This is a genomic window from Candidatus Uabimicrobium amorphum (genome assembly GCF_009002475.1).
Classification (GTDB): Bacteria; Planctomycetota; Uabimicrobiia; order Uabimicrobiales; family Uabimicrobiaceae; genus Uabimicrobium; species Uabimicrobium amorphum.
In genome coordinates this window covers 6264160-6286092 of the sequence record NZ_AP019860.1, presented here as the reverse complement: position 1 = coordinate 6286092, position 21933 = coordinate 6264160, and the positions used below count along the sequence as shown (strand labels likewise).

The 21933-nt window shown below is 39.0% G+C and carries 10 protein-coding genes; 5 read left to right on the top strand and 5 right to left on the bottom strand.

All coding sequences use genetic code 11. The features are described 5' to 3' along the window. Positions 1-128: 128 nt before the first annotated feature. Positions 129-734 (bottom strand): LuxR C-terminal-related transcriptional regulator, encoded by a 606-nt coding sequence (locus tag UABAM_RS22615; RefSeq protein WP_151970266.1) that lies wholly within the window; start codon positions 732-734, stop codon positions 129-131. A gap of 382 nt (positions 735-1116) precedes the next feature. Between UABAM_RS22615 and UABAM_RS22610 the strand changes: the two genes are divergently transcribed. Further along, entirely contained in the window at positions 1117-1887 is a 771-nt protein-coding gene (locus tag UABAM_RS22610) for an OmpH family outer membrane protein (RefSeq protein WP_151970265.1), read from the top strand. A 116-nt stretch (positions 1888-2003) separates the two neighbouring features. Here UABAM_RS22610 and UABAM_RS22605 read toward each other — a convergent pair whose 3' ends face one another. The 4 genes from UABAM_RS22605 to UABAM_RS22590 form a co-directional block, all read right to left on the bottom strand. Then, complete coding sequence (locus UABAM_RS22605) at positions 2004-4601, bottom strand: Ig domain-containing protein (RefSeq protein ID WP_151970264.1); 2598 nt, start codon at positions 4599-4601, stop codon at positions 2004-2006. Positions 4602-4646: 45 nt separating this feature from the next. After that, entirely contained in the window at positions 4647-7325 is a 2679-nt protein-coding gene (locus UABAM_RS22600; protein ID WP_151970263.1) for an Ig domain-containing protein, read from the bottom strand. A 21-nt stretch (positions 7326-7346) separates the two neighbouring features. Beyond that, the gene (locus tag UABAM_RS22595) at positions 7347-9947 is read right to left on the bottom strand and encodes an Ig domain-containing protein (RefSeq protein ID WP_173013505.1); all 2601 of its coding nucleotides are present in this window, start codon (positions 9945-9947) and stop codon (positions 7347-7349) included. Between the two features lie 352 nt (positions 9948-10299). Continuing rightward, on the bottom strand, positions 10300-11259 hold the full coding sequence (locus UABAM_RS22590; RefSeq protein WP_151970261.1) for a hypothetical protein: 960 nt from the start codon (positions 11257-11259) through the stop codon (positions 10300-10302). Positions 11260-11693: 434 nt separating this feature from the next. Between UABAM_RS22590 and UABAM_RS22585 the strand changes: the two genes are divergently transcribed. The 4 genes from UABAM_RS22585 (at position 11694) to UABAM_RS22570 (ending at position 21912) form a co-directional block, all read left to right on the top strand. Continuing rightward, positions 11694-12482, top strand: coding sequence for a hypothetical protein (locus UABAM_RS22585; protein ID WP_151970260.1), 789 nt, complete (start codon positions 11694-11696; stop codon positions 12480-12482). A 20-nt stretch (positions 12483-12502) separates the two neighbouring features. Further along, positions 12503-15181 (top strand): caspase family protein, encoded by a 2679-nt coding sequence (locus tag UABAM_RS22580; RefSeq protein ID WP_151970259.1) that lies wholly within the window; start codon positions 12503-12505, stop codon positions 15179-15181. Positions 15182-15230: 49 nt separating this feature from the next. After that, positions 15231-18611, top strand: coding sequence for a protein kinase domain-containing protein (locus UABAM_RS22575; protein ID WP_151970258.1), 3381 nt, complete (start codon positions 15231-15233; stop codon positions 18609-18611). A 394-nt stretch (positions 18612-19005) separates the two neighbouring features. Continuing rightward, positions 19006-21912 carry a coiled-coil domain-containing protein gene (locus UABAM_RS22570; RefSeq protein WP_151970257.1) on the top strand — a complete coding sequence of 969 codons (2907 nt, stop codon included), beginning with the start codon at positions 19006-19008 and terminating at the stop codon, positions 21910-21912. Positions 21913-21933: the final 21 nt, after the last annotated feature.

Here is a 21933-nt window from a genome sequence, read left to right as displayed (position 1 = left end):
GTATAGAACTCATTTGTTCATTATGACTCTTGGCCCTACGTAGTGTGCTCGCGTTAATCACGGCCATCACTGTATTTTTATTTTTTATAACAATCATTTTTCCGGTCATTGTATTTCCCCTTTTATATTTAAGAAAACATCTTAATAGCATAGTAACTAAGTTCTGTAGCATTGCGTAAATTTAGCTTGCGTTTAATATTGTGTTTATGAGTTTCGATGGTTTTCCTACTCACAAACAGTCGCTGCGAAATTTGCGTGGTGCTGAGTCCTTTGGCGATCATCTGTAATACCTGCATCTCCCGACTGGTGACATTTTTTTTACGCTTCACCGTTTTTCGCTGGCGACGCTCTCTAAAATACACCTCACCAAGTGCCATCGTCGATATTGCTTGAACGACTTCTTTATCGTCATCGCTTTTACAGACGTAACCGCGTGCTCCAGCGTGAAAGATACACTCGACAAACTCGCGACTTTTCGCACAAGAAAACACCAGTACATGTGTTTGCGGCCACTGACAACAAACGTGATCGATGAAATCGATGCCACACATATCCGGCAACGGAAAATCGCTAATCACAATGTGTGGTCCACATTCCGCAATTTTTATAAACGCTTCCCGTGCCGTCGACGCTACAGCGCATACATCCCATTGTTTATGCGGATAAAACAATATCTTTAAACCACGACATACAATAGGATGGCTGTCCACTATGCAGATTTTGGTATTTGACATCGTCGTACCTTTCTACATATCAAAAAAACTCTAAGGGATTTTCTGATTTCATATTTCAATACGACGCTAACTTGAAATATCTCTTTATTTACAGCAAAAAATAAAGTAAGTTATCTTGTCGTTTTTGATATTCGCTTCCGGAATGGTTTTGAACCACAGAGACACAGAGAAAGTAAATAACTATTAACGTATTGTAAGCCACATTATATTTGTACATCTTTTACTGAAGGTTATATGAAAAAACGAAATACGTAGTTTTCTCGTAAAAGAACACTTTCAACAACGTGTTTATTCCTTTTCTCTGTGTCTCTGTGGTTCAAACCATTCCGGAAGCGAATATCAAAAGCAATTAGGAACAAAACAATGTTATTAGGAGTGAACAATGAAGTACATAGTAGTCGCCTGCGTCTTTCTCTCAGCGCTATACGCACAAACAACACTAGATCTACTACAAAAAGAAAACGCCATACTAAAAAAAGAAATCACCAAACTAAAACTACGACAACAGCAGACCATGGACACGCTGTTTGAACTTAATCTAGAACTAAAACAACTACGCCGCCAAAAACAAACCGCGACACAAAGCAAGACAGCGGTCATCGATGTGGATGCGGTATTTCAAAATTACCAAAAGCGCGCCGATGTAGAACAAGGAATCCAAGCAGACACACAACAAAATCTCAAGCAAATAGAGGCCATGGAAAAAAACGTGCAAAAACTACGCGAAGAAATTGCGAAAATGCGCTACGGTTTACCTGAGAGAGGTCAGAAGGAAGTGGAATTAGAGGAAGCGGTTTTCCAGATAGAGTACAACAAAAAACGCGTACAGTATTTTTTTGACAAAAGAACACGCAATGCCATTACGCATTTATACAATGAAATCTGCAGCGAAATTGCTCGCTATGCCAAAGAGAACGAAATTGCTCAAGTAACGCAACTTTCTTATATTGATGTAAAGGCAGAGTCCTCTGAACAAATTCGCGCGCAAATCCGCTCACGACAACTCTTGTACTGGCAACAACAAAGTGACATCACCAAAGTTATTATTGAGCGCATGAACAAGAACTACGAAAAAGAAAAAGCGCTTATGGCTGCACAAATGAAAAAAGAGCAGGAAAAGAAAGAGAAGGAAAAGGCAAAAGAGGATAAGTAGGACAGACAAATTGATATAGGCCGTGAGTACTCACGGCCTATACATTTTCATAAACTCACCGATTATAAAATCGCGATTCATATCATATATTTAAGATGTAATGATCATCTATTCCGTCATTTGCTAGGATTAAAAGCAATCGATAGATAGCCACCTGTTGTCTGAAAAGGTGCAAATACAGAAGCCATTTTCTTATTGCGAAGACTATCAACAATAGTCACGACAGCATCAATATTACCATTGCCACAACCAACGACAAAACGGTTATTACCAAATAATACAAAATCCGGCAAAACGTCTACCGCCACTTGGGCAACTTTAGTTTTTGTAGTGGCGTTGATTAAATCTAAAGTGTTGGCTATATTATTAATGGAGACAAAACGGTTATCACCAAAGGTAGTGGCCACGGGTTCTCCTTCACTTAGAACTTCTGCGACTGTTTTTGTCTGGGCAATATTAATCAACCTGACACGGTCGTCATTTCTGTGGCTTGTAACAAATTGACCATTGCCAAAAGTTACTGTATCTGCAGGTGTGCTGCTACCATGATCAAGCGTAAGTACAATGTCAAATGTTGTTGCATCAATTAGTGTTGTTCGCAAACCATGCACAGCGAAATGGTTATCACCAAACGCTAGCGTTGCCGCCCCAATGACTGCCGGTTCACTAAACACTTTGGATACATTTCCAGTAATATCAAATATTTTAACTTCGTTAGTTGACACAGCCATTAATAAGTTGTTACCAAAAACTATATCAAAAGGAGTGTTGGCAAAGTTAACAAATGCTACTTCGTTGAAATCGCTACTGCGACGGATGCTAACCCCATTCGTGGTAGCTATGGCCACATGCTCATCCGTGCCAATAATTGTTTGTGGGGCAAAAATAAAATTTGTGGAAAGTTTTTTATGCGTAGTCGCATCGATCACGATCACGTTATTGGCAACAATGGCAAAGAACTTACCGTCGGAAAACGCTGCTAACTTTGGAGATAGCTTGGAAAAACGTTGCGGAGATTTTGGCAATGGGGAGACAGCCACTTTTTGCGAATTCTTGATGGCGCGCAATCTGGCCAATTCTTTTTTGTATTCTTCGATTTTTTGTTTGATTTTAGGGTCTTTGCTATGTTTATATTTGCGCAATGAGCGGCAAATTTTTTTGCGCAACTCTAGATAATTGGCCGGCAATTTTTGTCGCGGTGGCCCGCCAACAAAAAATTGTCGTTCTATGCCATTGGTGTTACCGTTTATAATAAAAGCTTGCCTTTGGTCATGGACAACGCAAAATGAAGAATTATTGTCAAAACTGAAACAACTCTGACCGCTGCTAAGAGGATTGGTAAAGTTTACAGAGATATTGTTGATATTCGCAACTTTCTCACCACTAATGGCATCGATTAGGATCGCAGTATCATCAAAACGATGTGAGACTAGAAAATGATTACCGCCAAATACGATGTTAGATGGCGTTGAGTTGACTTCAATAGTAGAAACAATATTCGCAAAGGGCAAACCATCGCCATTTACTCCGACCTCAACGACGGATACAGTACCATTTGTCTGGTTGGCGATGAGAAAACGATTGTTCCCAAAATCGAGGTGTACCGCACCTTCTAATTGAAAACTTACTAATTCGCTGATATTGCGATCCACAGCATAGTAAAATATAACTTCGGAACGCTCTCCATCCTCTTCAGGGACAACCGTTGCAAAGAAATTATTTCCGAAAAGTACTTGTGTTGGCAGACGATCAAAGAAGAAAAAATCAATAAAATCTTGGGTTTCAATATCAATAAAAGAAATATTGGCAAATGTATCATCGGTGTAGGCAATAATACCGTTACCTACCGCTACACTAATTGTTCCTCCTCCTTCAAGAGCAATTTCATCTTCAATTTCCCCCGTTGTTGTGTTTACCAGAGCAAGGGCAGAAGGGAATTCTCCGTCAGGAAAGAACGTGGGGACCGCAAAAAATTCTTCCACAAATGTGGCACTTCCCAATATGCCTTCGTCAAAGGGAATCTCGGCCACTATCACATTCTCATCACCGGAAGAGTCGATAATTAATCCACCTATTTCTTCATCAGCGTAAAAAAAGTGATTGTCGCGAAATAACAAATTCGCATCTGCCGCTAAAAACTCTGCAACTTTAATGATTTGCTGTACCTCATTGGTGACCGCGTCGATAAAAATGATACCATCATTTTCTGTGGCAACCGCAAAACGTCCGTTACCAAAAGCAGAGCAAGTGGGCAGTCCAAAGTTATCAAAAACGGTCACTTGTTGGGTCGCCAAGTTGAGAATATGAAAACGGCTATTTTCATGGTCGACGACTAAAAATTTTTGTAGTGGCTGGATGACAATTTCCACCAAAGTACTGGTATTACTCACAGGGTTAAAAGCTGTTACCGTAAAACCGCTTAGCGCTTTTTCACTTCCCACTGTGGGTACGCCACTGATCACTCCTGTTTTTGTGTCAAAAACAAATCCTTGTGGTAGAGCCGGAGATATTTCAAATTTAGAGGCAAGCCCTTGGGTAAAAGAAGGAGTACTGGCGGTAATGGGAGATCCTACTACCGCAATGATTATTGGCTGTGAATATTTGAACCCTTGTAATTTTTTAAAACCGCGTGTTGTTGTTTTTTCACCGTAGCCATTAGCACATAACAGCATAGAGGTAAATACGACTAGTAATATTGACTTACATTTTATCATGACCTAATCCCAAACTATATTCGGACAATAATACGTAAAATAAACTTATTTTCCCGGATTAAAGGCAATAGACAGAAAATCGCCCTCGGCATCAACAAAAGGAATTGTGGTTGTACGAACGTTGCGAATACTATCAATAATATTGATGGAGCTATCGATCGAACTGCCGTCACCACTACCGATTACAAAGCGATTATTCCCAAAAACAGCAATCGTTGGACGAAAGCCAACGTCAATATTTTTGTTTATGCTAAGTGTGGCGTCGATGGTATGAAAGGTATCCCCAATACTATTGATGGTTCCAAAGCGATTGTTGCCAAAAGCAAATGCCGTGGGATTTCCAATAGCTGCAAATTCAGTAACAATTTTTTGCTGGGCAATATCGACTATGCCAATTTTAGATTTTGTGTCCAATGTCGCGGTGATGAACTTACCACCGCCAAAGGCAATGGTATTAGAAATGGCATTATTGCCTGCTTGTGCATTAAAAACAATATTGTTAGTTGTGGCATCAATGAGGACTGTATGTGAACCGTGAGCTCCAAAGTGATTGCCGCCAAATGCAACATCCGTCAGAATCGTATCGTTAAAAACAAAAGATTGGAGTATATTGCCTTCGAGACCAAATATTTTACCTTCTCCACGAAAAACAGCAAAAAAACGATCGTTCCCAAACACCACACGGCTAGAACCAGAAAATGGTACGACAGCCAATTCATTGAGGTTGGTAGAGTCTAAAAGAGTAGCTCCTGCGTTGTGCGTAACAACAACACGCTTGCCACCAGCAACTACCGTACGAAGGGTAAACGGAAATGTTCTTAAATCAAGTTGCACATTGCGAATTGCATCAATAATCAACAGTTGGTTGTTGTCAATCGCAAAAAATTTGTCATCACTAAAAGCAACACGACGGTTCTTTTCTTCAAGTTTTCGCCTATTTCGTGTTGTTTTTTGTCTTGGTGTATTTGTCTGGAAATGGTGAAGATTTATTTCTTTTATTTTTTCTTTAGTTATCGCAATTTCTTGCTTTAATTGTCGTGTTTTATGGTGTTTGTAGTTTTGCAATTGTTGGCGAAAAGTGGTTTTCAGTGATCGATATTGTTGTTTATCTTTTACTGACATTCCTCGACGTTGCTCGAAAAAGAATTGCCTTTCGATCCCATTGGTATTGCCATTCACAATAACCGCCTGAGGTTCGTCATGGGTAATGCAAAATGAAGAAGCGTTGGCAAAACTAAAGCATACTGGGGCGTTAACAAATGGATTTAAGTCTGGCATAGCAACACCATCAATGTTGGCAACAACCTTATTTGTAATCGCATCAATGAGTACTGCGCGATCGTCAAATTCGTGTGTGACCAAAAAGTGATTGCCACCAAAGGTAACATGGTTGGGACCAATGTTCACCGGTACGTTTGCCAGTTCTTTAAAAAAAGGAACGCCATCGCGATCTATACCTGCTTCGACAATGGTCACCACATTGATAGCTTTACGAGCTATGGCAAAGCGGTTGTTGCCGAAAGCGGCGTGATTCACTCCTCCCCCCACCAAACTTCCAATGAGTTCGATATTTTTACCATCCGCCGAGAAAAAATCTACTCTGGATCTAGGTGGAAAATCATCTGCTTTAACATGGACGAAAACATTGTTGCCAAAAAGTATCTGGTCGGAATCGTTGCGTTTGTTTTGCAAACGAGGTTTATCGTTTTTTTTCCGAAGAAAATCGAGGTTTTCTTTATTTTGGGGAGAAATATCATGACTCAGAAAAAATCTCTTACCCGCAATTAGCTCATCGTCTATATCCACAAAAAAAGCATTAAATCTTCCTGTGTGAGCAAGGATACCATTCCCGAAAGCTGTGTCCATTCCATTATCTTCTTCTAAATCAAGAAAGTCTATTACTTCGGCGGTTTCAGGATCGATAATCACCAGCGCCCCACTTCCATCTTCAAGAAATGAAGGAACGGCCAAGAAACCATTCACAATAGCTGCTTGCCCTTGGATGCCTTCTTCAAGGGGGATTTCTGCCACCAATATATTTTGCGAACTTGAAGAGTCAATAATCAAAACGCCCTCATCACCAGTAATTAGGAAACGATTTTTTAAAAAAATAGTACTGGAATCACCACCGAGCTCAATTCCTTCTCCTACAACTTCTAGTATTTCATTGGTAGTGCCATCTATAAAAACAACTCCTACCCCACCATCACATGCTACGGCAAAACGGCCATTGCCAAATGCCGCGGATACGGGAAATGCCATTTCTATCGTGCTAACAAACTGTGGCGCGGCAACGTCAAAAATTTTAACGAAATCGTTGTTGGCGTCCGCCAACAAAAATTTTTGCGGCGGAACAACAATGATTTCAATATTTGTGCTGGTACTGCTCACCGGATTGAAAGCAATTACCGTAAAAAGAGTTGTTGCTATTTCGCTGCCTGTTTGCGGTGTTCCACTGATGATACCGGTTTTGTTATTAAACTGTAGACCAGCCGGTAAGGCTGGTGTGATTTGATACCTAGAGGCTAACCCTTCTTGAAAAGAGGGAATATTACTGGCGATAGGTAAACCTACCGTAGCGACTAAGTAAGAAGTGCTGTACTTCATACCGCTGAGCTTTTTAAATCCGAGCTTTCTAGTATCGTTGTCTCCATGTACATAGCTAATAAACATTAAGCAAACACACAACCAAAGCCCACATTTTCTTATATAATCATAGTTCATTGTTATTGTCCTTGAATCGTTTTATTTCCCTGGATTGAAAACAATGTCGGTAAATTCTGGAACTCCTAGAGGAGCAGGAATCGTTGTGATTTCTTTGTGTGTGATACTGTCTATAACAGTAATCGCCTCACTTCCATTTCTTATTCCACAGAGTATGGCAATTCGATTGTTGCCAGCGGCCATGTTGTGAGGGTTAAACGCAGTTGGTACTGTGAGTACTTCTGTACCAAAACTAGCAACAATACTCACTGTATGAGCTTGTAAATTAGATACAATAAAACGATTGTTGTTAAAAATAACGCTTCCAGGTTGTCCTCTATTCGTAAAAGTAGAGATCCCTTTTTGCGCTAAGTTTACTAAATCAACAGAATTGGCTTGAAAATTTCCCCTGGTAATCGCCAAGTTACCATTACCAAACGCAATAGAGTCTGAATCGTTAGTAGATTCTGATCCTATTGTGAAAACAACATCATTGCTGGTTGCGTCTATTACAACAGTTCTAGTAGAACCCTTAATCGCGAAATAATTGTCGCCAAAAGCAGCGGCACTGATTTGAAATGGAAGTGTCTCGGCCACAAATGTTTTCAATACATTACCATTGTCATCAAAAATTTTCGCTTGGCGATTATCGGAGACCGCTAAAAACTTTTCATTGCCAAATACAATTTCAAAAACATTGCCGTCCATAGATATGTTGGTAGTTTCTTCAAAGCTTTGGGAATCGAAAATAGAAACTCCGGGAAACTTTGGTAGTACAATGCGATTTTTTCCACTTGCAATTGTATCACCTCCTACCGTGTTAAAAGCTCGAGGTATAAGGCGTGTAGCGGCATCGATAACCAAGATGTTTCCCGAACGACTCAAAGCAAAAAATTTACCACCTTCAAAAGTAACCCTGCGGTTAAATCTACGCGAAAAACGCGATGAAGAGACAGAACGCTTATTGGTCAGGTTGTATAGTTTTTGCTGATTTTTACGAATCTGTTTGCGCAATTGCGGATCTTTATTACGTCGATACTGGAGAAACTGTTTTTGAATTTGGTGGCGTAGTATTTGCTGCTCCTTTTTGTCCTCTATAGACAAGGGACCAGCAGGTGGAAAATCATACTCGTCCTCAATGCCACCGTTGTTGCCATCGATGATATAAACTTTACTCCTAGCACCAAGAAATCTTTCCATAACGGTACAAAAAGATGAGGTATTGCCGAAACTAAAACAAGTATCAGCTCTACTAAAAGGATTGGCGTTGGGAGTCCGAATGCCATTGATCGTTGTAGAGATTTCGTTGGTAGTGGCATCAATTAATATTGCCGTATCGGAAAACTGGTGGGTAACGAGAAAGTGGTTACCGCCAAAGGTAATGCGATTGGGACTAATATTCACTGGAATAGTTGCGAGTGTGTTGATTTCCATTCGACCGATGTTCGATATAACTTCGACAATGGTCACCGTATTGTCTAACTGGTTGGCAATAGCAAAGCGGTTATTGCCAAAGGCAATACTGGAAATACCAGCTCCTGGTACAGAGTCCAGTTGTTCTACGATCCGTTGATGCATAGAAAAGAATCGCACTTCCGAACGAAGTTTATCACCCACTTGTGGCATAACTAACGCCGCGACGTTGTTGCCAAAAACCATTTGCGTGGGTACTTGTTCTAGGTCAAAAAAGAAAAAATCGATAAATTCTTGTGTTTCAAAATCGATAAACGAAGCTGTAGGACCATTGACTCCGTCATCGATAAAATCGACATATAACAACATACGGTTACCAGCATCTGTAGCGATGGTCTGTTGGCCTTCTAATGGGATTTCGTCTTCTATTTCAAATGTCTGAGGATTCACTAAAGCCAACGCTGTGGGGAAATCTCCATCTTCAAAAAATGTTGGTATACCGAAAAAACCGTTAATCACAACGGCCTGTCCTTCTATGCCCTCGTCAAACTGCAGAGTGGCCACTAATTTATTCTCTGTAGTCGCAACGTCAAAAATCAAAACGGTTTCATCGCCCACAATGCAAAAGCGATTTTGGAAAAATAATACGCTACTGTCTCCTCCTAGTTCGACGTCTTGTGCCACAATTTCTTGAATTTGATTGGTGATTGCATCGACAAAAACAACGCCATTGCCGTCTGTTGCAATTGCGAAACGACCATTGCCAAAGGCAGAAGACACAGGATTTGCAACCGCAACTACAGCGACATCTTGTGGCGCTGCGATGTCAAAAATGCGCACAAATCCATTTTCGTCATCGACAACGAGAAATTTTTGCGGGTGCATCACCACAATTTCGACAAACCCAGTAGTAGAACTTACCGGGTTAAAGGCGGTGATGGTGAAACGCTTTGTTTCGTTTTCACTGTTGGCGACAGAAGTTCCCGAAATCACACCCGTTTTGTTGTTAAATTGTAGCCCTGCTGGTAAGGCTGGGGTAATTTCGTACCGCGAAGCGACCCCTTGTGTAAATGAGGGGACATTAACGGCAATGGCCGTGCCAATAGTGGACACGACATATGGCTGTGAGTACTTAAGTCCCTGTAGCTTTTTTAAACCGCGCTCCTGCGCGTAGATCATTGTACTCGCACATACACAAAAAATGACCAACAGTCCTTTGTAAATATTCATGACCTCCTCCATAGGCAATGTTGACAAGCATTACTTTTTTATAGTATGTTACTGTATCAGTCGTTAAGATAAAACAGTCACCAGGGGTAAAAAACACCTTTGCTCAAGTTTTTATCTAGGTCGAATCATCAATTCATAAAATATAAAATTTAAGATAAAGTATGCGCTCAGGGAACACGAGAGCGGATTTACTTTCTATCGATGATAATATCTAAGCTATACTAACAAAATAAGTTATTTTAATGCTATGAAATTTTACTCATGTATAAAATTTTTAATGATAACTTGTACAAGAAATGACATTGGACTTCATTGTTTTTTATTGTTCATCTCGCCTTGATGTTCCACTTGGTTATTTCTTGTCCAAATCTATGCGAATGTTTTTGTAATTAATGTCATTTCCCTTCACAACGCGATTTTTTTCGTCCCCAATGTAAACCAATTTCTTCTCATTTACATCATAAAATTGCGTAGTAGAAAAGCCCTTAGCGTTATTTGTCAACCACTTTCTGATTTCGGAACAATCTAAAGTTGCTTTGTCCCAAAAACAATACACCACTTTTTTTCCAGGATGATCATCAATAGTTAAAGTGTCTTGTGCTGGTATTGTCAATACGGCATCACGATTATTTTCTTGGGTTTTATTCTCTTCTTTATATGGATATACTTGCTCTATTTTTACAGGATGATCATTCATCCCTAAATAACAAAGGAAAATAGCAAAGTGGCTGCGTTCATAAAAACGTACGCCCATTTTTATCTGAGAGTTACTCTTTAGTTGTACCTGATGTAGAGGAAGTTCTTTATCATGATCTTTCAGCATAATGTTAATCGAAAATGGTGTCTGTAAAATTTGAATCTTCGCCAAAAGTTTTTTTGACGATGTACTACTTTCTATCTGGAATATATTCCATATAATGGGGGAAACTAGTGAGGCGTCGGTGGCGATGTGAGTACTTTTTATTGCACTTTTGTCAATGGGCTTTGTATCATCGGTGATGTACCAATTGGTATTCTGATGGAAATTCTCTAACGCAATGTATTCTGGCATTTCTTCGCGGGTAATCTGACCATTTTTCTCTACAAATAACGAAGCCTTGCCTTTGTATTGTATTTCCGCAGAAGCCGTACTGGAAAAACTATAAGAACTCCCATTTAGTTTTAAGGGTTTGTTATCTATCAAAATCAACGGAATTTCAGCTTTATTTTGTTGGCCTATGGTTTCGGAGTGATTGTTTTGAGGTGAAACATTTTTTGTATTGCTACATCCCAAAATAATAAGTAAAGACACAAAGCAAAGAAACCTAATCACGAGAATCTCCTAACATGTAGATTAAAATAATTTGCAATAATATGTTTTTTGACTATAATTCTCCAATACAAAAAACATTTCAAATAATTATAAAAATAAAATTTCATTCTCACTTCTAGCGCCTTCGGTGGTTGGTGTAAAGCCACATAGGTCACAAAGAAAATCTAAAAAAACAATAGAAATATTTATTCTCTTGAAAGAGAGTAAGCCTTCATTTTCTAGTGTCTTGCAGTACTTTTATGTTTATAGAAAAAATTTCAATGTGACCTTGGTGATTTTATTTTATGCGTATACAACTACCACCACCAAATCTGTTACAGTGAGATTTTATTTCTCTTTATCTCAAGCCTTGACGAAAAATTCAAGGAGTAATTTGCAAATAAAATTTTAAAATCGCCATTTTCCAATATTAGCTTTCCTATCGGAGACAGTGGATGCTATCACTTTTTAAGAGATTATGTGTTGTTGCTTTCATAACGTTGTTTACGCATGCGCAACATTACCCCATGCCCGTTTTACCGGAAGAAATTATAGAAGAAACTCGTCCAGTAGTATGGAATTTTGGAGTATCTTTTGGCCCTCGTATTTTCGTAAATGATTCCATCGATTTCACAGATGAATTCTTTGCGAATAACAATGCTGTATTCAATCAAGAAGATGTAAATCAATTTGAGCCGGGTTTTGTATTGCAAATGTCGTTTAGGGGTGACATGGATCGTTATCTTTATCCGGGAATTTCTTTTGGATTACAATTTGAGTACATGTTCACTTACGTTGATGATGTGCAATTACAAGCAGTGGACGCACTGCAAAATGTAGTTTTTGATTTTGACGACGATTTTATTACCTCGCATAGCATTAGTTTAACTCCAACTGCCTACTTGCGCTTTTTTTCTTTGTTAGAGCACATGTTTCCTTCTGTGCTCCTACCTAATTATTTTGAAACCTTCATGTATATTGGTTGTAGATTTCAATACAATTTGTATTCTGACAAAGCCGGAGATGGTCTGGAGATCGAGGACTTTGAAAGTTTTAATATTGGTTATGAAATAGGCATCGGTACGGAGTGGTACCTATGGGAGCAATGGACTTTCTCTTCCACACTGTCATACGCAACTAATATCAGTGATTTTTCCGTGGAGGTAGGAGGGGAAGAAATTTTCTCTGCAGAGTTAGACCTCACAGCAATACGTTTAATGTTCGGTATGCATTACTACTTTTAACCTTAATCGAGGAAACTGTTATGATTCGCATCATCATCTTTGTTACGTTATTTATAACAAGTTGCCAACACCAATTTTACAGTCGCGATGATTTAAGTGTTGAAAGAAAACTCCCACAATCAAAAGAGGCAATTTTTCCTAAAACACAATTACAAATCGAAGCGGAAATGCATAATGCCCCCATTCGTAAGATTTTAGCGGACGATAATGGACGATACTTGGTGACCGCTTCGCTGGATAAAACGACACGTATTTGGTTTGTGGATAGTGGAAGTTTGCATGTCACTTTACGAACCCCCATCAATCAGGGGCGTGAGGGAAAAATATATGCCGCTTCGATCTCTCCGGATGGCGATTTTGTAGCGATTGGCGGGTGGACAGGTCTTGATCAGGACCATCGTGCAACTATCTATGTTTTCGAGGTACAAACAGGTAAACTAGTGAAAAGCATCACCGGTTTGCCCAATGTGATTATGGATCTGGAATTTTCAAAAAACGGCGCGTTTTTAGTCGCGGCTTTAGGAGGAAAGCACGGTATCCGTGTCTACCAAACAAATAATTATTCTCTATTTGCCAAGGATATTCATTATGATGGTGCCGTAAGCAAAATACGTTTTAATAATCGCAATCAATTGGCAACAGCAAGTCGCGATGGACACATAAGAACGTACAATAATCTATTTCTGCTAACCGCAAAACAAGCCATCACAGGTCAACCACATTCTCTCGATTTTTCTCCCGATGGTCTCCGCTTGGCGATAGGTTTTTTAGATATTCCTGAGGTAGCTATTCTCTCTACCGCTAATTTGAAAAAAGAACTCACCTTATCTACTCAGGACACAAAAGGATTTCCCCACTCTGTATGCTGGGCAATTGACAATTCTCTGTACGCTGGAGGTAGCCTCCACAAAACACAAAATCGGAAATTTTTACGCCGTTGGTACAATGCTGCTCCTGATACTTTTCAAGATATACTTCTGGGAGAGTACGATGTGAGTAGTTTGTTTTCGTTGGTTGATGGTAGCATTGCTTTTGCCACAGTTGACCCAACTTTTGGAATTCTTTACCAAAACAACTTGCTACTCTACAAAAGTGCTCCCGTGATCGACAATCGTAAATATGGACAATACCTAAAAGTATCTCCTGATGGTCTAACAGTTCAATTTCGTTATGGTCAAAAAGAAAGGGAACAGGCGTACTTTTCTCTCATTCCCCTTGCAAAAGGTTTAAATGGCTTTTCGCAAAAGATCCCAAGAGATCACAACGGTAACACCATACCTTTTTTCGCAGCCATAACGGAGTCACCGAAAATCAAATTTGAACGAAATCAACATAGTTTTCGTCTAAACGGTAAAGATGTGCGATTCTCCGATGCGGAAATCATTAGATGCGTTGCATTCGATAACGCAAATAAAAAAGTCGTGGTAGGCAGTGATCTTTATTTGAGGTGTTTTAACACTCAAGCACAATTAGTATGGCAAGCCGCAGTGTCGGAGGCCTGTCATGTGAATATAACGCGTAATGGTAAATTTGTCATTGCTACGATGGCCGATGGCTGTATACGATGGTATTCTCTAGAAAATGGTGACGTAAAACTGACTTTTTTTCAACATAAAGATTTAAAACGTTGGGTTGTATGGAACCCACGAGGAGCATTTGCCTCATCTGCCAATGGTGAGAGTTTGCTTGTACAACACAAAAATCGCGAGGATAGTAAATTGCCAAATATCTTGTCGGTTTCCAGTGAGTTTCGTCGTCCCAAAACCGTGGCGCAGTCTTTGGGAGTGACTTCTCCAACTTTACCACCAACAGCTTTGAAAAACATACAAGAACAACAAGTGGTAGATCCATTTGGCAATATTTTCTTTGAAGATAACACCGATGCGGACGAACAAAGTAGTCGCTCTTTACAAGCGGAACTCACCTCAGCAGAAAAAAAACAAAAATTGGAAAAAGAACGGCCCGATCTTTACATTTTGAGCATCGGTATCAGTCTTTACAAAAATCCACGTTGGCAATTGCAATTTGCCGCCAAGGACGCTAAAGATTTTATTGACAATCTGCAAAATCAAAAGCAGCAAGTATATCGGAGTGTTAGAGTCAAGACGATTGTAGACAGCGACGCTACTAGAGCAAATATCCTCGATGGTTTAGAATGGATAAAACGCCAAAGCACTGCAAAAGACATGGTGATGATTTTTCTTTCCGGGCATGGGGAAAACGATAATCACGGAGGGTATTATTTTTTGCCGTATAACTTTCTACCAGATAGTTTACCTCTCACAGCCATTTCTTTTGCCCAGTTGCAAAGAGCAATTGCCTCCTTTGTTGCAAAGACAGTATTTTTTGTAGATACATGTCGCTCTGGAGGGATTCTCAGTGGTAAACGTATAGATATAGACTCGCAAATTCAAAAGTTATCTTCGTCAAAAAGCAAAGACTTAGTTATTTTTGCCTCCTCGGCAGGACAACAATTATCTCTAGAAAATCAAGAATGGGGTAATGGTGCTTTTACTAAGGCACTTCTTGAAGGATTAGCAGGTAAATCAGATTTGATGAATACGGGCGAAGTTACCGTTTCTAGTCTGTATTTGTATATTTCGAATCGGGTAAAAGAATTAACCGATCGCCGGCAAACACCGACTCTTGCCATCCCAAATAATTCTCCTGATTTTGTTATTACGAAATTAAAAGATTAATTGTGCTACGGCGTGTCGTTCATTAACATTTATTCAATAGCGAGAAATCATGGATAACGAACAAGATAATTCGCGGAAACACACCGTACACAAATCTTGTAAATCGCAGGAAGTGACATTTTCACAGGATATTACCGTATTTCCGGAGCAACAGACTTTTTCTGGTGATGGCACAATTCACTCGAACTCTGCACCAACAGATACATTTTCCGACGATAGGACAATCCACAGCGAAAATCTATCACCAACAGATACCTTTTCCGGCGATGGCACAATCCATAGTGAAAATCTGTCACCAACAGATACCTTTTCTGGCGATGGGACAATCCATAGTGAAAATCTGTCACCAACAAATACCTTTTCCGACGACGGCACAATCCATAGTGAAAATCTGTCACCAACAGATACCTTTTCCGACGATGGCACAATCCATAGTGAAAATCTATCACCGACGGACACATTTTCCCACGACTCCACAATTTCCCCTGAAGAAAATTCCGCAAATAACCAAAGCGAAATAAAAAAGGTATGGAAAGACATTATTCCAGAGGATCAAATTGGAGAATCAAATCCGGACGCAACTTACCGAAGTAGAAATTGGGGTAGTGGAAAGAACGTTTCTCTAAATTTGCCTATACTAACACTGGCAGAAGACAGCAAAAATAAACATTCTCAAGTAAAACAAAATAAGGAAATGGTTGTAGCCAATCGCGTAGCCCCAGATGCAACAGATTCTTCAACTCGGAATTACAAAATGCTGGAAGAAATCGCCCGTGGCGGTATGGGAGTTGTGTTCAGAGGGAAGCAGTCTAGTCTACAACGCGAAGTCGCCATCAAAAAAATACTTGGGGAAGAAAATCGTATCAAAAAACAAAAATTTGTCTCTGAATCATTGGTAACTGCTTACCTCAACCACCCAAACATTGTTCCGGTCCACGAACTCGGAGAAAACAAGAATGGAGAAGTATTTCTAACAATGAAACTGGTCGGGGGAATAGAGTGGAAAAACTTACTTCATCCTAAGACATCTGAAGAACGAAAATTAGCTCAAAAATATAATGTTGAAAAACATCTTAAAGTGTTACTGGATGTATGTAATGCGATCGCATATGCGCACAGCAAAGGAATTGTCCACAACGATTTAAAACCATCAAATGTGATGATCGGAGAATTTGGCGAAGTACTGGTGATGGATTGGGGAATTGCCGTCGACATTAGAAATCAAAAAGAGAACAGTGTCGCGGTACATAAATCTGCCGTAAAATCTCCTCTTGGAACTCCTAGCTATATGTCATGGGAACTTGCAAAAGGATCGGGAAAGCACATTGGCCCATGGACAGATGTGTATTTACTTGGAGGTATACTCTATCACATCTTGATGGGAACTCCTCCACATAGAGGAGGCACTATGGCAGCCCTTGTTGCTGCTGTTACAGGTGAACTACCTAAATTTTCCGAAGACATACCAGAGGAACTACAACGGATATGCCACAAAGCAATGGCCGTGAATATTAAAAACCGCTATCAAAATGTGGATCACATGAAAAAAGATATCGAAAGTTACCTGTCGCATCAACAAAGTATGACAATTACGAATGCTGCAGAAAAACGACTTCATGACTGCCAACGAAAAATAAATTTTGCAGAATCAGCGATCATTAGAAAACAAGCTACACCTCTGTACCATAAATTTTCTGAAGCAATTTTTGGTTTCCAACAAGCAATTGAACTATGGCCGAATAACAAGAAAGCTTTAAAAGAAAAGCAAGTTGCCCAATTATCACTGATTGAGTTGGCGCTTAAAAATGAAGACTTGGGATTGGCAATAGCACAAACTAACGAACTAAAAGACGGTTTGCAAAAATTTCAGCTACTACAAAAAATAAAATCTATCTTAAAACAAAATCAACAACGAGATCTGCGACAGCAAATAATCAGATATGGACTTTTAGCAGCCGTCGTCATCATTATCGTAACACTTGCCACAAGTTCATACTGGATCAATCAAGAAAAAGTAAAAGCACAAACTGCGACAAAACTCGCCGAAGAGAGAAACAAAAAGTTGATAGAAACACAAGGTGAAGTAAGATCATTAGAAGAAAAAAGGTTACGACGAAATCAATTCTTAACAACTGTTGATAAAATAGAACGGCTTTTAACGAACAAAAAATTTGCTATTGCTTATAACATTTTCGATGACATTGATGAAGACCTACAGTTCCAAAGCTATCACAAGGCAATTGTTGCTTTATCTGACAAAATGAAATACGCTGTTAGTGAAGAGGTAAAAAAACTTTGGGAATTGGGACAAAAGAATATTTCAGACCACAAATTTGAGCAAGCAACCGCCGCTTTTTTACAGGGGCAAAAAAATCAACAAGCCTATCTTCCAAACAAACTACGCCCATTTACGATGTGGTTAGAAACTAGTCAAAAACTACAAAAAGTACAAGCTTTTGTGAAAGACAAACAATGGAAAAAAGCATTAGAGGGAATGGGAAAAATAGAAAAATCACTACAAGAAGAAATTCGTTATATACAAGAAACTTCTCGCCTATGCAATGAGAAAATTTGGCAGGAAGCAAGGGCAAAAGTAAAACTTTATGTCCAGCGCCAAAATTTTGTGGCAGCAAAAAATTTGCTAATAGCACAACAAGCAAATCGCCGTTTTAAAAAAGAGATATACACATTACAAGCACTACACCGTTTAAAAAAAGAAATAGAAAGCAAGCAGTGGCGCGTAGCCGTCAAGAGGTTTAAAGTAGCAAAAACAAACGCGCAATCAACGACATTGCAAGTATCTCCATTTTTAGAAAAGGCAGAAAAATCGATCAAAGCCGGTTTGGCAAATATCAAAGAAGTAAAACGCAAAATAACAGTGAAGCAGATATTCTCAAAAATAGACACATCGCTACAAAAACGACAGTGGGAAAAAGTAGATGCACTACTACAAAAAGTACAAAAATTAATCAAAGGTAGTGGAGAAAAAATACAACTGCAAAAATACCAAAAACTATATCCTCCCGTCCAATTTGATGTTATGTCAAAACGCACAAAGAATGAGGGGTGGGAAGTTATGAGAGATGTAATGCATTCACAACAGCCATACTTTTTACTTCTGAATGTCTCCTCCAGCATTCAAAAAAATATTTACTTATATGGATATCAAAAAGATAGTTCGGGGAAATGGGCTCAAATTTTCCCAAACAACCCACTTTTTGAGCGTCCTGAGCCAACCCAGCCAACACTCTCAGGTACATATTTTATTCCTGAGATGGGAAAAGCTTTTGTTTTAGACGATGTGGTGGGCGATGAATTTATTTATTTTTTTTATAGCAATACCGCAATACAAAATCCGTTAGCCACCTTAATGAAAATGCTCCGCCGCAAAGACCCACGGGTAATTATACAAACATTTGTGCACAAATAATGCTTGGACTAGAGTCAGACTAACAATTTTATTCTTTCCGGAGTATCCAGCACTCTAATTTTAAAATCCTACCTCCCTGACCTCATAGAAAATTAATCTAAGGTTTTCCCTCATTTTGAACTGCGAAAAAACGTCCCTCCCTTTGCAAAAAAATATTACATTAAAGAGTCATTCTTTTACGAAAACTAGAAATTATATTTTTATTTTAGATTTACCCATAAATATAAAAAATTTAACTTTATTGATTTTTAATAATAATATTGATTTTTAATTTGTATGGCTTTATTTTAGTTTATTCAAGATATAGATAATAAGGTGATAGATATTTTCCACCATAGTTAACTCATCGAGTACTTCTATAACTACAAATTTACAGAATATGGAGAAACAAGGAATGCAAAATTTATTATATATACTATTGGTGTTTGTTTTAGCAGTGCCATTTGCATTTACCCAACAAGAAGAATATCCGAATATGAGTATCATAAATAGGAATCAAGGTGATCCAGGCTTGTTAACAATATCGGCAGTAGGAGGAGATAACTGGACTCAAAGCGCTATACTATTAAAATCCTACAATTATATCCGCGGTGCAGGTGTATATGCTCATACCCTAAATAATCTTAATACTGCATGGTTTTGGGGATTACCTCCTAAAAGCTCTGCTGCACAAGATCAATTCATAATTTCTTTTAGAAATACCCCAGCAGGAACTGACTATCGTCCAGTAGCGAGCCAAGAACATGCTGTACTAAAGTTGGATAAATCTGGAAATTTAGTGACAATAGGTTCAGTCTCAACTCCAAAACTACAAGTTCATTCTTTACAGTTAGCTGGAACAACAGTGTCTTGCGGTTTAGGCCCAAGTTCTGCACATAACCTGACTTTTAGAATTACAGGTAGGCCAGGAGAGAGAGCAGGAACAGCTGATGGAGGAGGAATCCTTTTTCAGCCAGCAGAAGCCTATGCCAAAGAAGCGATGTACATCAATAGAGGTGGTAGAGTTGGTCTTGGAACTAGAAAGCCAACTAAAACACTAGATGTTCGCGGTGAAGTCATCTCAAGCGATACTATCACTGGAAAAAATTTAGTTGCTACTGCTTCTGTTACTGGCGATTCCCTAAAAACCAAAAATTTAATCCTGAGTGGGACTTCTATCTCTTCAGCTATCAGCGAACAATCTGGAAGTAATTTAACTTTTTCTATTACAGGTGGAGTCGGACAAGCCGGAGGAATCCTTTTTCAGCCAGCAGAAGCCTATGCCAAAGAAGCAATGTACATCAATAGAGGTGGTAGAGTTGGTCTTGGAACTATAAATCCAACGAAAACACTAGACGTTCGCGGTGAAGTCGTCTCAAGTGATACCATCACTGGAAAAAATCTAGTTGCTACGACTTCTGTTACTGGTGATTCCTTAAAAACCAAGAATTTAATCCTAAGTGGGACTTCTATCTCTTCTACTATTAGCGAAGCGTCTGGAAGCAATTTAACTTTTTCTATTACAGGTGGAGTAGCACAAGCCGGAGGAATCCTTTTTCAAACAGCAGAAGACTATGCCAAAGAAGCAATGTATATTAGCAGAGGTGGAAATGTTGGTATAGGAACTATAAATCCGACAAAAATGCTAGATGTTCGTGGGGAAGTTGTATCAAGCAGTACCATTAGTGGAAAAAATGTAGTTGCTACGGAGTCTGTCACTGGTGATTTCCTAAAAACCAAGAATTTAACTGTGGGTGGAACATCTATACACTCAAAAATAGGCACAAGTTCTGATCGCGATCTGGTTCTGGGTATAGAAGGTGGAGTTAGTGGTCATGGAGCGATGGTATTTCAAACTGGTCAAAATCAAGCCGAAGAAAGAATGCGTATTAGTAATTCAGGAGCTGTTGGCATAGGAACAAAAAATCCACAAGAGCATCTTCATGTGGGAGGAAATATATTAGCATCTGGTAAGATTACAGCCCAGAACGTTACAGCATCCAATCAACTCTCAGCAGAAACAGTAAGCGTATCGGGAGGACACCTAAAATTAGAAAACGGTAAGGTTCACAGCAATTTTGGTCCTAGTTCTAATCGCAATCTCGTATTAGATGTCAATGGTGGATTAAGCACCGCTGGTGGACTTCTTTTTCGCACCCAAAGTAAAGATCGCATGTTTATAAACAGCAACGGAGCTGTAGGCGTTGGCACAACTACACCGACAAAAATGCTAGACATTGTTGGTGACATACAAGCATCTGGAACCGTATTTGCCAAAAAAGTTGAAGCGGAATATATAGAAAGTAGTTCATTTAAACTCAAAGGACTAGAAGTTGAAAGAGTAACTAACGGAACGAGAGTTTTTGGCAAATTTGGTGATAGTTTCCCTGGAAATCTTATTCTTGATGTTGAAGGGGGCACAAGTGACAACGGTTCCCTTATTTTTCAGACACAGGGGCAAAAAAGAATGTACATCAACAGTGGTGGGCTTGTTGGAATTGGAACTACACCAGTTGATGGTTTTATATTAAATGTCAAAGGGAATGTCAAATCTTCTGGAAATTTAATACTTGGCGGAGAAATAAGCACTAACGGTGATATTAAAAGTGGTGAAATAAGCCTTGTAAATCTAAATACAAAGGTATCTACTCTTGAAGATCGTATAAAAGCAACAGATACGAATTTGTTCGAAATACTTAAGTTAAAAGGTAGTATAGAAGAAGTAAATAAAACCTTGAAACAAGTAAATGAAAAAACTAACAAAATAGATTTAATAGATACAACACAGACGGCGTTAAAACAAAATTTTACTATGTTAAGTGGCGCTTTTCTCCAAAACCAGATGGAATTCACAGCTCTTCAAAATAAAGTAGGACAACATTTATTTCAGAGTGAAAATAAAAACATTTTAGAAACAGATGAAGTACGTACACGCTCTCTAAAAATAAAAGGGGAAATTGAAGCACAGTCATTAGTAATTATGCATGATGTTAACTGGCCGGATTATGTTTTTGAATCGGACTACAATTTGATGCCACTTGAAACATTAGAAGAAAAAATTAAGACTTTAAAACATCTCCCGGGGATTCCGAGCAAGGAAAAAATTGCCCAAAATGGCATTAACATCACGGAGATTTCGACTCAGCTACTAAAGAAAATTGAAGAACTTACTCTTTACACCATTAAGCAAAATAATCGCAATAAACATTTGCAAAAACAGAACGATGAGTTAAAAACGGAGCTTTCTAACGTTCGCCAAGAAATAAAACAACTACAAAGTATTTTGCAAAAAATAGCTCAAACACACACAAAAACAAAATGAGTACATCATGATATTGGATTA

What these genes read in the sequence shown, in the direction of transcription:
- UABAM_RS22585 (WP_151970260.1), top strand. Translation starts at nt 11,694, where the DNA reads ATGCTATCACTTTTTAAGAGATTATGTGTTGTTGCTTTCATAACGTTG.
- UABAM_RS22610 (WP_151970265.1), top strand. Translation starts at nt 1,117, where the DNA reads ATGAAGTACATAGTAGTCGCCTGCGTCTTTCTCTCAGCGCTATACGCA.
- UABAM_RS22600 (WP_151970263.1), bottom strand. Translation starts at nt 7,325, where the DNA reads ATGAACTATGATTATATAAGAAAATGTGGGCTTTGGTTGTGTGTTTGC.
- UABAM_RS22615 (WP_151970266.1), bottom strand. Translation starts at nt 734, where the DNA reads ATGTCAAATACCAAAATCTGCATAGTGGACAGCCATCCTATTGTATGT.
- UABAM_RS22595 (WP_173013505.1), bottom strand. Translation starts at nt 9,947, where the DNA reads ATGAATATTTACAAAGGACTGTTGGTCATTTTTTGTGTATGTGCGAGT.
- UABAM_RS22580 (WP_151970259.1), top strand. Translation starts at nt 12,503, where the DNA reads ATGATTCGCATCATCATCTTTGTTACGTTATTTATAACAAGTTGCCAA.
- UABAM_RS22575 (WP_151970258.1), top strand. Translation starts at nt 15,231, where the DNA reads ATGGATAACGAACAAGATAATTCGCGGAAACACACCGTACACAAATCT.
- UABAM_RS22605 (WP_151970264.1), bottom strand. Translation starts at nt 4,601, where the DNA reads ATGATAAAATGTAAGTCAATATTACTAGTCGTATTTACCTCTATGCTG.
- UABAM_RS22570 (WP_151970257.1), top strand. Translation starts at nt 19,006, where the DNA reads ATGCAAAATTTATTATATATACTATTGGTGTTTGTTTTAGCAGTGCCA.